Source organism: uncultured Shewanella sp. (genome assembly GCF_947497935.1).
Taxonomy (GTDB): Bacteria; Pseudomonadota; Gammaproteobacteria; order Enterobacterales; family Shewanellaceae; genus Shewanella.
The window spans coordinates 54,924-67,953 of the sequence record NZ_CANMIO010000013.1; the positions used below are offsets into that span (position 1 = coordinate 54,924).

The window sequence follows — 13,030 nt, forward strand, 5'->3', positions numbered from 1 at the left end:
CTACTCATACCCTACAGGTAAGCCCAGCATGTCACGAGTGACCAAGACTATGCCCTTTTCTGACACCCTAAAGCCTTTCGCTTTATCATGCTCATGGTTATAACCAATCACGGTTCCCTCAGGAATGATGCAGCCTCTGTCGATAATCGCATTCTTAATTTTACAATTTCGTAGCACCACCACATCAGGTAAGATCACCGAGTCCTCTACGGTTGAATAAGAGCAGACTCGCACCTCATTAAATAACACGCTGCGGCGCACCGTTGAGCCTGAAATGATACAACCTCCAGAGATAATCGAGTCCAGCGCCATACCGCGACGTTCATCATCATCAAACACAAATTTAGCCGGAGGCAGCTGCTCCTGATAGGTCCAGATTGGCCACTTAGCATCATAAAGATTCAATGCGGGAGTCGGTGATAACAACTCCATGTTCGATTGCCAGAAAGAGTCCAACGTCCCCACGTCACGCCAGTAAGCCTCTTCGTTAGGGAAGGCACTACGAAAACGGTGGGCGTACACCTTATGCTCTTTGATAATGGCGGGAATAATATCTTTACCAAAATCTCTATCTGAGTCTTCGTTTTGTGCATCTCGCCTTAATTGCTCAAACAAAAACTCAGTATTAAACACATAGTTCCCCATAGAGGCTAAGCACATCTCAGGGTTTTCAGGTAAGTGTTTAGGCAGTTCAGGTTTCTCTTCAAACCCTAGAATGCGCTTAGTTTCATCGACCTCTACAACGCCAAATGCTCCGGCGGCTTCGGCAACGGGCACCTCTAAACAAGAGACTGTCATATCGGCACCAGATTCTGCATGGGTCGCTAACAGGCCGGCATAATCCATACGGTAAACATGATCGCCAGATAAAATCATCACGTACTTTGGCAATTCATGACGGATAATATCGATATTTTGAAACACCGCGTCTGCGGTGCCCTGATACCAATTTTCTGAATATCGCTGTGATGCCGGTAAGATCTCAACCGATTCACCTAATTCTTTCTTGAAGTGGCCCCAGCCTCGCATCACGTGGCGGATCAGTGAATGAGACTTATACTGCGTGACCACACCAATTCTACGGATCCCTGAGTTAATACAGTTTGAAAGCGGGAAATCTATAATGCGAAACTTGCCTCCGAAATACAGCGATGGCTTAGCACGCCAATCTGTCAGTTCATGCAGCCTTGAACCTCTTCCACCAGCAAGAATGATTGCATAGGTATCACGAGTTAAATTACTGATATAACGCGGGCTTGTTTTAGTCATTGAGGTTCGCTCCTTGAACACTGTCTTTAAAGTTAACTGTTACAAACAAATAGTTGGATTCATGCTTCACTGTTTTGGCCGCAATCTCGGTCTCAGCGACCCATCTTGTCAATTTCATTGCTATGCTCCCCAGATCTCATCGCGATAGCCTGCGATGGTGACATCACTTGAGAAGCGCCCACTTGCCGCCGCATTACGAATACTCATTTGAGTCCAACTGGTTGGGTTACGGTAGGCTTTAGCAACACTTTGTTGAGCTAGTCGAAAAGATTCAAAGTCCGCCGCCGTCATCCAAGGGTCATCACAGCTGGTTATGGAGTCGACTATCGGGGAGAAAATACCGGGTTCGAGCAGACTAAAGTGCCCACTGTTAATCAGCTCTAGGACTTGAGTTAATGCTGTAGAGTCATGGATAAATTGCTGTGGCTGATAATTTTGGCGCTGTTCAACCACCTGCTGAGCATTTAAACCAAATAGGAAGAAATTGTCCTCCCCGACCTCTTCTAGCATTTCAACATTGGCACCATCGAGCGTGCCGATTGTGATGGCACCATTCATCATGAACTTCATGTTGCCAGTACCCGACGCCTCTTTGCCTGCAGTAGAGATTTGCTCAGAAAGATCCGTTGCGGGGCAAATTTTTTCCATCGCACTGACGTTGTAATTAGGCAGAAATGCAAAGCGGAGATACTTGGAAACGTCAGGATCTGAGTTCACCATATGGGCGACATTACTCGCCAGTTTTATCACTAACTTAGCCATGGCATAACCTGGGGCGGCCTTACCACCAATTAACACGCAGCGAGGCACGATATCGGCGGTATGACCTTGCTGGATCTGATGATAAAGATGGATCACATGCAAAATATTTAGCAGCTGACGCTTATATTCATGAATACGTTTGACCTGCACATCGAATAACATATCAACATCAAACTCGACGTCGCACTCAAGCTTTATCAGCTCTGCCAAAGCCGCTTTGTTTTGCTGCTTAACCTGCTGCCACTCTTTAATAAAGGCCATATCATCAGTAAACGCGTTTAATGCATTTAAATGACTCAAGTCTGTCACCCACTCACTACCCAGCCTTTTCCTTAACAGCTCTGCAAGTCTTGGATTACAGTGCGCCAGCCAACGCCTTGGCGTGACGCCATTGGTTTTGTTATTGAACTTTTCTGGCCACATGGCATAAAAATCTTTGAATAGACCAGAGATAAGCAATTGACTGTGCAAGCCCGCTACACCGTTAACCGAGAAGCTGGCCACTATGGCGAGATAAGCCATTCTCACATGGGGCTCATTACCCTCTTCGATAATCGACATTTGCGTCAGCTTTTGCGGCTCCCCCGGCCAATGGTGTGCAACCTGCTCAAGATAGCGTGCGTTTATCTCGTAAATGATTTCTAAGATCCTCGGCAACATATGCCCCAACATACGTACAGGCCAACGCTCTAATGCTTCTGGCAGTAATGTATGGTTGGTATAAGCCATGGTTTGCGTCACAACTTGCCAGGCGTCATCCCACTCAAGGAAATGCTCATCCACCAGCAAACGCATCAACTCTGGAATGGCAATGCTAGGGTGCGTATCGTTAAGCTGCATCACGTTGTATTTAGCAAACTCACTAAAGTCATTGCCTTTACGTTGTACCCATGTCCTTAACAGATCTTGTAGGCTAGCCGAACTAAGAAAGTACTGCTGGCGTAAGCGAAGCTCTTTGCCATTCTCACTGGCATCATTGGGGTAAAGCACCATAGTGATCTGCTCTGCCATGTTTTTTGTGGCCACGGCTTCGGCATAATCCCCCTGGTTAAACTCCTCTAAGTCAAAATCATCGGTGGCTTCTGACTTCCACAGTCTTAAGGTATTTACCCGACCATTCTGATAACCCGGAACAGGCATATCGTAAGCAACAGCCAACACATCTTGTGTGCCAACCCACACCACATTGGTACGCCCATTCGGGTCTACATAGCTGCTGGTGTGGCCAAAAAAAGGCACGGTGACATTATGCTCGGCAACTCTAACCTCCCAAGGGTTGCCTTCCCTGAGCCAGCGATCCGGTCGTTCAACTTGAAACCCATCCACCAGCTTTTGTGCAAACATGCCGTACTCATAACGGATCCCATAACCGGTCACGCTAAGATCTAAACTGGCACAGCTATCTAAAAAGCAGGCAGCTAAACGTCCTAAGCCACCATTTCCTAGCCCAGCGTCATGCTCTATTTGCTCAATGTCTTCCAGTTCGACCGCATACTCTTGTAAGGTTTCCTTGGTCTCTTGCAACAAATCAAGGTTCATAATCGCGTTACCCATGGCTCTGCCCATCAAAAACTCAAGTGACAGATATGCAACTTGCTTACGCTCAAATTGACAATCAGCTTGGCGTGTTGCACGCCATGGCATTAGCATTTGTTCTTTCACACTCAGAGCCAGTGCCATGAATAGCTCTTGCTTATCATGCAAATCACGGCTTAAGCCATTACTCACGTTGCGCTGCATACAAGCTGCGAGAGTATTGCAAGCATCTTGGCCCTTGGCTTTATCCGCTACATCAGCCTTTGTAGGCTTACTATTTACGCTGGCTTTCTTAGCTTTTGTACGAGCTTGGCTTTCCTTCACTGAAGCAGGTTTAACAGGTGTCGTCATGAAGTCACTCCTTGGTTTGGGCGTAAAACAACATTAAGCTTCTGTCTTGTAATACAATCGATTGTTGAGTTAAATCTGCAGCTGTTTCAGGGCGATTAATTTGTCCCGAGTTAATTTGCCCCGAATAAGTATCCACAAGTGGTCGCCAATGCCCGAATTCACTTAAGGTGGGTAAGCTAAACTCCAAGGCTTGATCATCTGTGTTAAGCATCAGCAGTAACGCTTGGCGCTGGCCCTTAAGCTCTTCAAGCTCACCGCAAAGCACCACGCTAAGGCTGCGAGTTTGTCCCTCTGTCCATAGCTGTTTCGTCATAGACTCAGCTTGACGACAAAACCAACTCATACTTGGATTATCATCAGTGTGCTCACTTGCCATATCTATGGCTGGGCCGCCATGACTGGTGTTATGACTTGATCCATGATTCACACTGCAGCTCTGCGTTAAAGCATCTTTATGAATAAAATCTTTATGGCCCAATAGAGGAAAACGTTTTCGCAGTGCAATTAGGCCTGTTGTGAATGCAAGCCGCTGCTGTTGCCAAGGTTGCAACTGCCAATTAAGCCAAGTCAGACTGTTATCTTGGCAATAAGCATTGTTGTTTCCACCTTGGCTATGACCCATTTCATCGCCACAGAGCAACATAGGAACGCCTTGAGAAAAGAGTAAACAGCTAAGAAGATTACGAACCTGCCTATTTCGAAGAGATTGAATGCTAGCGTCATCAGTCTCTCCTTCAATGCCGTAGTTACAGCTGAAGTTTTCCTGATGTCCATCGCGGTTTTGTTCGCCATTGTCTAGGTTATGTCGTTCGCTATAACTCACTAGATCTTGCAGGCTAAAACCATCATGACTGGTGATAAAATTGATACTGGCAGCCGGCCCACGTAAAGAGCCTTCAAAAAGATCGCTAGAACCATGAAAGCGCCGCGCAAATTCGGGTAATAAGCCCAGATCTCCGCGCCAAAAACGTCTCAATGTGTCACGGTATCTATCGTTCCATTCACTCCAAAGTTGCGGGTAGCCACCGAGCTGATATCCACCAGGACCGATATCCCAAGGTTCCGCAATCAGCTTTACTTGGCTGAGGATGGGATCTTGGCTAATCGCATCGAAAAAACCGGCTCCCGCATCAAAACCGTAGGACTCGCGTCCGAGACTACTGGCCAGATCGAAACGGAATCCATCAACTCCCATCACTTCAACCCAGTAGCGTAATGAGTCGAGCACTAACTGCAGCACTCTTGGATGGCTAATGTCTAAGCTGTTACCGCAGCCGGTATCGTTAATATAAAAGCGTTTATCGCTGGGCAATAGGCGGTAATAACTAAGGTTATCTATTCCCTTAAAACTTAGGCTAGGCCCGAGATGATTGCCCTCTGCGCTATGGTTGTAAACCACATCGAGCAGCACTTCTATTCCCGCTTGATGAAGCTTGCTCACCATCTGCCGAAACTCATCGATATTGCTGTCTTGAGCGCAAAGATAATCTTGGTGGGGAGCAAAAAAACCTAAGCTGTTATAGCCCCAATAATTAGATAGCTGTTTTTCGGTTAGAAATGCTTCAGAGATAAAGCTGTGCACTGGCATCAGCTCAACAGCCGTGATCCCTAGTGCACTTAAATAATCAATACTGGCATCATCCCCAAGCCCTAAGAAACGCCCTCTTAGTGCTGGCGCTATCTGCTCATTTTGTTGACTAAAACCTTTAACGTGCAGCTCATAGATGATGCTCCGCCCCATTGCAATGCCATATTGACTGGTATATGGGGGAGAGTCATGATGCTGGTTTTGACTAATGTTGGCAGAAGCGAGCGGCGTAATCGGACTCAAGCTGCCAATATCGACCACTTTGCACTTGGGCATGAACTCGCTGTTATCGCGCAGATCAAACGATAAGTCAGCGTCCGCACTGCCGCGGTAATAAGCGTAATGACTATCATGTTCAATAAATTGGCCGACCCACTGTTTAGCGTAAGGATCTAACAGCAGCTTATGCGGGTTAAACCTATGCCCCATATTGGGCTCATATGGACCATCGACACGATAGCCATATATAAGTTCTTTATCAGCGACTTGTAGATAGATATGCCACACTTGATGGGTCTGTTGCCTTAACGCTATTCGCTCAATTTCATGTTCGCCGGTTTGATCAAATAAACATAGCCACACCTGACTAGCGTGGGCCGAAAACAGGGCAAAGTTCACCCCATTTTCATCGACTGTTGCGCCAAGCGGATAAGGCAAACCTTGATGCAGCTGCACCGTTATTGCTCTTTTATCTTGTAGGATTCAGTGACCAAGGCTTGTGCCTCGATAGGCGACAGGACAAGACAAGCTAAAGGGGGCACCGTAATCATCGCGCTAAAAGGCAGGCCTTGATAGGCGTGTTCTTCTGCAATGATGACCCCCTGATTACCTACATTGCTACCACCATATAGCTCACTATCACTGTTCAATAATTCTTTAAATGGTTTATTAAGCGGTAAGCCAATTCGAAAGCCATGATGCACTTTAGGTGTCATGTTGATAATAAAAATCAGCGGCGCAGTATCGACTTCACCTTGCCTGATAAAACTAAAAATACTCTGTTGTTGGTTGTTACAGTCTAACCAGTTAAAACCGCTAGGCTCCCCATCTTTGAGCCACAACTGATCATGTTTTTGATACAAGTTATTAAGCTCTTTAACCCATGACTGCACGCCTTGGTGAGGGGCATACTCTAATAAGTGCCAGTCAAGACTCTTGTCATGGCTCCACTCATCTCTTTGAGCGAATTCATTACCCATAAACAATAGTTTTTTGCCGGGGTGGCCCCACATAAAACCGTAATAAGCTCTGAGCGTGGCGAACTTTTGCCAGTCATCGTTAGGAATTTTATGCAGCAGTGAACCTTTACCGTGCACCACTTCATCATGACTTAACGAGAGAATGAACTGTTCGGTATATTGATAAACCAGACTAAACGTCAACTCTTGATGGTGAAACTGTCGATAAATAGGATCGCGCTTTAAATAGCCGATGCTGTCATTCATCCAGCCCATGTTCCACTTAAAGCCAAAACCAAGACTTTGTTCACTGCTCGAGTCACAGTCCGAATGAGGATCAGCAAACCTGTGGTCACTTTCGAGCATATGGCTAACACCAGGCCAAGCGGTTGACTCTTCCGCTATCATGCAAACACCGGGAAATGCTTGATACAGACGCTGGTTTAGACTTTGTAAAAAACTAATTGCGGCTAAGTTCTCACGTCCACCATGGGCGTTAGGCAACCATTGCCCCGGCTCTCTGCTGTAATCGAGGTACAACATTGAAGAAACCGCATCTAGCCTTAAACCATCGAAGTGGAATTCCTCAAGCCAGTAACAGGCATTGCTCAGAAGGTAGCTTTGCACTTCTCCGCGGCCATAATTAAAAATCAGCGTGTCCCAATCTGGGTGCTCGCCTTGGCGAGGATCATCATGCTCGTATAGACATGAGCCATCAAAGCGCGCTAAACCGTGGGGATCTTTAGGAAAGTGCGCCGCGACCCAGTCAAGGATAACCGCGACACCAGCTTGATGACACGCATCAACAAACGCTTTAAGCCCTGCGGCATTGCCAAAACGGCATGTTGGCGCATACAGGCCCACAGGCTGATACCCCCAAGAACCATCGAACGGGTATTCACTCACAGGCATCAACTGCAGATGAGTAAATCCCATCTCCACCACATAAGGAATAAGTTCATCATTCAGATCTTGATAGTTTAGGTAGTACTCTCCTGTATCGCCTTTGCGTCGCCATGAAGCTAAATGCACTTCATAGATAGACATAGGAGCCTGATGCCACTTTACTTTTGCGCGCTGCTGCATCCAGTGATTATCTTGCCACTGATGCGCAGCCTGCAGTGGAATAAGCGAAGCATTACAAGGCGCATCTTGCATCGCCTTAGCATAAGGGTCCGATTTTTCGAGTCGCTCACCATTTTGAGTGATAATTTCGAACTTATAGTGCTGACCCTCTGTGGCATTTGGAACAAATATCTCCCACATACCATTTGCTAAATGTTGACGCATAACATGGGCGCCACCATCCCAGAAATTAAAATCGCCAAGTAACGAAACCCGTTTAGCATTGGGAGCCCAAACACAAAAATGCACACCATTGACGCCTAGATGCTCGCGCCAATTGGCGCCTAAAAAACCATAGGCCTGTTGCTGACGCCCCTCACCAAACAGATAGAGATCATCATCAGAGAGTAGACTCTCAAATTGATATGGGTCGATGATCTCCCGTTCACTCAACGGATATTCAACTCTTAATTTATACAGAAAAGGTTTTACTCTTCTGCCCATCATCCCGCTGAATAATCCCTCTTCGTTATGCTTATTGAGACTAGCAACTTTACGTCCCGTTTTTAGACACAGCACATCAACCGCTAACGCTCCCCGCAAGAAACACCGTACGCTCAAGGCTTTGCCTTGATTAACAAGGTGCATGCCGAGCAAACCAAAAACATCGACGTATTCACTGTTTAACAAGGCGACATCTACGCCATTTTGAAATTCGGGAGCATTATTCGTCATCGTGATTTAATCCATTAAGTTAACGGGCAACTGCCGAGCTAATGTCATTAGCGTGACCGTTCGATTGATTAACAGGGGATAAGTTAGCGCTCTGTTTTGCGTGTCTTGCGCGATCAGCTCGCTTTAGCAAGGCATTAATTGCTGCGCTATTCTCTAGCTCTTCAAGGGGTAAAGGTAAGCGGCGTCGCCAGTTAGGGTATTGTTTCCAAGTTCCTGGGAGGTTAATACTGTGATGGTCTTGCATAAGATCGCAAAGCTGAACACTGAACAATTTAGATGCTGAGCTCGCAGCGACTTCGAGCCAAGCCGTTAGTAAGCAATCAAACCTAAGTTCCTGCTTTCTATGGTTCTGTAACTCATCGAACGAAAGGCCACCAGCCTCATAAAGCCACTCGATAAGCTGATGCTTTTCATACGCTCGCTGCTGCAATGCATGACTTAACGCCTCATCGGTTTCAATCAATAGCAACTCTTTACGCAAATGCAGATCATCGGCTTGCCACCAGGACTTGAGCGTTGGCACATCATGGTTGGCTAGCATCATCAAACTGTGGGGCTTATGCTCGCTTGTTGATACAAACTTGCCTAACTGTTTAGTGAAGTAGAACACTTGATTGGATAGAATTTTGCTGCGAGTTAAAGCCTGTTCGATCTCAGCCGGAACCAAACCTAAATCCTCGCCAATCACTAGGCATTGAGCCCGATGACTCTCTATCGATAAAATGGCCATAAGGCTATCAAGTGGATAGTACACATAGGCCCCATTACCGAGAGCCTTATCTTTTGGTAGCCACCACAGCCTGAGTAGCGACATCACATGGTCAATTCTTAAAGCACCGCAACTTCGCATGTTAGTTCGAAGTAATTGAATAAAATGCTTAAAGCCCGTTTGCTCTAGTGCGATAGGATCCATTGGCACAAGTCCCCAATTTTGCCCTTGTGGTGCAAAAAAATCAGCGGGCGCGCCAATGTTGGCATCACGGCAAAAAAGCTCCTCAGCGCTTTCAACTTCAATACTGCTGGCATTCGTCCCGACGGCAAGATCTCTTACTAGACCTATCTCCATACCAAGCTGTTTAGCTAGCTGTTGGCATGCCTGTAATTGCCGCTCGGCAATAAACTGCAAATAAGCAAAAAAACCTTCATCTAAAGCTATTGGATCTTCAGCAAACATCTGACTTGCGGCGTGTACCTGTTTACGGCAAAACAGCGAAAAATCAGGTTCTTGGGCAGCGATAAATGACTCTAGCTCTTCAACGACTTGAGACTCGAGTATTAACGCTTGTTGGCAAAAAATCTTATAGAGTCGCTGTAATAGTCGGTACTTAACCCGAGTGATTTCAGGATAATTGAGCCAATTTGTTTGCTGTAGCTGCAGCTTATCGAGCTGGAATTGCTCTAGCTCTATTGCGGTAAGACTCAATTGCCACAGCTGGTATTCAGGTAAGGACTCGACATCGATATAAAGCGGGTTAATTCTGCGCCTATCGGACGGACTGTATGGACTCGCCTCTTCGGGGTGCTCAAGGTCTAAGGCATGTAAAGGGTTAAGTAGAACAAAATCTGCGCCATGGTTGGCAACGACTTTTAGTAAAACTTGCAGATCTGCAAAATCCCCAATCCCCCATTGTTGCTGACTTTTCAGGCTATAGAGTTGGAGGCTCACTCCCCAGTTGCGCTTTTTAACCTCCCCTAACTTGCTATCAGTCAGGCCAGCTCCTTGATAGCTAACCTCTGGCGCTAATAGCCAAACTCCGTCAGCCTTACTATCTATAGGCGGCAAACTCACACAAACTCGATGGTAGCCAATAGCTAAAGCATTTGACGTGTTTAACCCATTTAACTTAGTTAACGCCTGTTTTACAGTGAAGTATTGCGCTGCAGGCAACCTCTGTAGATGCTTAGTTTGGTTATCGCAATGAAGTGCAGTGCCACTACAAATAAGCTCTACAATGTCAGCGGTTAGGCTTAATTCGAAACGTAAATAAGTCTGTTCACCAATCCCATAGTTACCTGTGACTCTGATAAAGGGGTTATCAGCAATCAAGAATTCAATTTTACAACATGAGCCTGACTCCAATTGAAGCTCTATCTCGACGCAATCAGAGTAACCTGCTGGCGCCTGAAAACTAATTTTAGGTTCACAGATCTGGCTATGCTGAAAATGAGCCACAGGCTTAGTCCAGGGCTCGGCATCTAATTGATAGATACGTTTATCTATCCAAGCATTGATTTCATCGTTTGCATTGGTTGTATTGGTTTCATCGGTTGCATTGATTGTATCGGTTGCATTGATTGTATTGGTTGTATTGGTTGTATTGGTTGTATTGGTTGTATTGGTTGTATTGGTAACCTTGTTTGCATCGTTTACTTGTGAATGACAAGCATCAAAAGACAGATCTGGAACCGCCTGCGTTAGCATCGCCTGTAAAACCCCGTTTCTGTCTTGTTGCGAGATCTGCACATTCACACCATCACTGTTGATGAACTCTGCGCCAACCCCCTGTAGATACAGCAATTTACTCAGCACAACATCGCCATCCTCTATCACTTTAAATTCACTGGGCTATCAGCTAAAGCCACAGCCAAAAACGCACAATCGACCAACGAGACTCTCAATTGAGCCGTTAGCATGACGTTTGCAAATAACAGTTTAAAGATGGATTTATGACGAAAAAGTGACAGTTAAAACCGTTCAATTTAAAAGAGGGGGGGAGCTGTATACATATGAGATAAATCGGTAAAAAAGAATAATTTTCCTTTCGCTTTTGACAGCCCCAAATAATAACTGAACTCATTGAGTACGACTTAGCACTTCTGTGTATTTAATGAGTTAGCAATTAATGAGCCAGCCTAAGCAAGTAAACGCATTTAACGTCATAAAATTACAAGTTTGGGAAGATAGATCCAACTTTCGAGCTAATTATCATCAACCCCTGCCGATTATCAGAGGGAGATCACACCTTTATTGCATTAGCGTTGGTACTTTAATTACCAGAAAAGATAACAACTTTTAACATTGAGCATAATAGGTGATTCTTATGGCTGCTAAATTTTTTATCCCATCTGTCAATATCTTAGGGCAAGACGCCGTGACTGAAGCAATCGGTGATATCAAGTCACTAGGCTTTAAAAATGCATTAATTGTTACAGACAAACCTCTCGTTGATATTGGTCTTGTAGCCCAAGTCACTGACAAATTGGCAAGCAACGACATCAAGGCGGTAATCTTCGATGGCGTGCAACCAAACCCAACTGTCGGCAACGTTGAAGCGGGCCTTGAAATCTTAACCGCTAACAACTGCGACTTCGTGATTTCTCTTGGTGGTGGCTCTCCACATGACTGTGCTAAGGGTATCGCACTCGTTGCGACTAATGGTGGCAGCATTAAAGATTATGAAGGTTTAGATGTATCAACTAAGCCACAACTTCCACTCGTTGCTATTAACACCACAGCGGGCACCGCAAGTGAAATGACCCGTTTCTGCATCATTACCGATGAAGAGCGCCATATTAAGATGGCTATCGTTGATAAGAACACGACACCGATTCTATCTGTTAACGATCCGGAGTTGATGCTACTTAAACCTGCAGGGCTAACTGCAGCGACAGGTATGGATGCATTAACCCATGCAATCGAGGCTTACGTGTCTATTGCCGCGAACCCTATTACCGATGCTTGTGCGATTAAAGCGATTGAGCTAATTCAGGGTAACTTGGTGGAAGCCGTTGAAAACGGTCAAAGCATCGAAGCGCGCGATCAGATGGCTTACGCACAGTTTCTGGCGGGTATGGCATTTAATAATGCCAGCCTTGGTTATGTCCACGCGATGGCGCACCAACTCGGCGGTTTCTACGATCTACCTCATGGCGTATGTAACGCACTACTGTTACCACACGTACAGGCGTACAACGCACAAGTTGTACCTGCTCGCCTAAAAGATGTCGCCAAAGCCATGGGGGTTGATGTGGCTGCAATGAGTGATGAACAAGGAGCAGAGGCGGCAATTCAGGCGATTAAGAAGCTATCAGTTGCAGTGAACATTCCAGAAAACCTCACCAAACTAGGTGTAAAAGCTGAGGATATTCCAACGCTTGCGGATAATGCACTTAAAGATGCCTGTGGTTTCACTAACCCTAAGCAAGCAACTCATGAAGAGATCTGTCAAATTTTTACTAACGCACTCTAACACTAGTACTTAACGGTTAAGTAAAAGGTGGACGGTAGCAAGCAAATTTAGCTCCCATAATTACTTGCTATCATTCACCTTTCCTATTAACGCTCAACAGCTATACATATAGCGAGACATATCTTTAAGCTTGTTTTTTTAGAAGTAAAAAGAACTGAATTGACGCAAAATTCAGCACAACATCACTATTTAAGACTATTTAAATCTTAAAGGTTGATACAAAGGGATACATACTTGGTATAATCGACTGGTTCGCTTTTTCCCTGCAAAAGTTAAAGCAAGCTTAGAAGCCCACTCCTCGGAGTGGGCTTTTTCCTTTCTAGCGCCACTTTCCCTGCCTAATTCAAAGCCCTATG

At 45.6% G+C, this 13,030-nt stretch carries 7 protein-coding genes; 1 reads left to right on the plus strand and 6 read right to left on the minus strand.

Annotated features, from left to right (window positions below; all coding sequences use genetic code 11):
- Genes glgC through malQ form a run of 6 tightly spaced genes read right to left on the minus strand, consistent with a single transcriptional unit; the run spans position 1 to position 11,014 of the window.
- Complete coding sequence (glgC, locus tag Q1A86_RS14800; protein ID WP_299807914.1) at positions 1 to 1,269, minus strand: glucose-1-phosphate adenylyltransferase; 1,269 nt, start codon at positions 1,267 to 1,269, stop codon at positions 1 to 3.
- Positions 1,262 to 1,387 (minus strand): hypothetical protein, encoded by a 126-nt coding sequence (locus Q1A86_RS14805; RefSeq protein WP_299807916.1) that lies wholly within the window; start codon positions 1,385 to 1,387, stop codon positions 1,262 to 1,264. Before Q1A86_RS14805 ends, glgC begins: the two co-directional genes overlap by 8 nt.
- Positions 1,388 to 1,389: 2 nt before the next feature.
- Positions 1,390 to 3,918, minus strand: coding sequence for a glycogen/starch/alpha-glucan phosphorylase (locus tag Q1A86_RS14810; protein WP_299807918.1), 2,529 nt, complete (start codon positions 3,916 to 3,918; stop codon positions 1,390 to 1,392).
- Positions 3,919 to 3,922: 4 nt separating this feature from the next.
- A complete protein-coding gene (glgX, locus tag Q1A86_RS14815; RefSeq protein ID WP_299807920.1) occupies positions 3,923 to 6,181 on the minus strand; it encodes a glycogen debranching protein GlgX in 2,259 nt (752 codons plus the stop codon).
- A 2-nt stretch (positions 6,182 to 6,183) separates the two neighbouring features.
- Positions 6,184 to 8,484: a 1,4-alpha-glucan branching protein GlgB gene (gene glgB, locus Q1A86_RS14820; RefSeq protein ID WP_299807922.1), complete on the minus strand. Its 2,301-nt coding sequence runs from the start codon at positions 8,482 to 8,484 to the stop codon at positions 6,184 to 6,186.
- Positions 8,485 to 8,503: 19 nt separating this feature from the next.
- Positions 8,504 to 11,014, minus strand: a complete 2,511-nt coding sequence (malQ, locus tag Q1A86_RS14825) for a 4-alpha-glucanotransferase (protein ID WP_299807924.1) — start codon at positions 11,012 to 11,014, stop codon at positions 8,504 to 8,506.
- Positions 11,015 to 11,525: 511 nt separating this feature from the next.
- Between malQ and yiaY the strand changes: the two genes are divergently transcribed.
- Positions 11,526 to 12,674, plus strand: a complete 1,149-nt coding sequence (gene yiaY, locus Q1A86_RS14830) for an L-threonine dehydrogenase (protein ID WP_299807926.1) — start codon at positions 11,526 to 11,528, stop codon at positions 12,672 to 12,674.
- Positions 12,675 to 13,030: the final 356 nt, after the last annotated feature.

Coding starts and splice junctions, on each gene's coding strand:
- glgC (WP_299807914.1), bottom strand. CDS start 1,269: ATGACTAAAACAAGCCCGCGTTATATCAGTAATTTAACTCGTGATACC.
- Q1A86_RS14805 (WP_299807916.1), bottom strand. CDS start 1,387: ATGAAATTGACAAGATGGGTCGCTGAGACCGAGATTGCGGCCAAAACA.
- Q1A86_RS14810 (WP_299807918.1), bottom strand. CDS start 3,918: ATGACGACACCTGTTAAACCTGCTTCAGTGAAGGAAAGCCAAGCTCGT.
- glgB (WP_299807922.1), bottom strand. CDS start 8,484: ATGACGAATAATGCTCCCGAATTTCAAAATGGCGTAGATGTCGCCTTG.
- yiaY (WP_299807926.1), top strand. CDS start 11,526: ATGGCTGCTAAATTTTTTATCCCATCTGTCAATATCTTAGGGCAAGAC.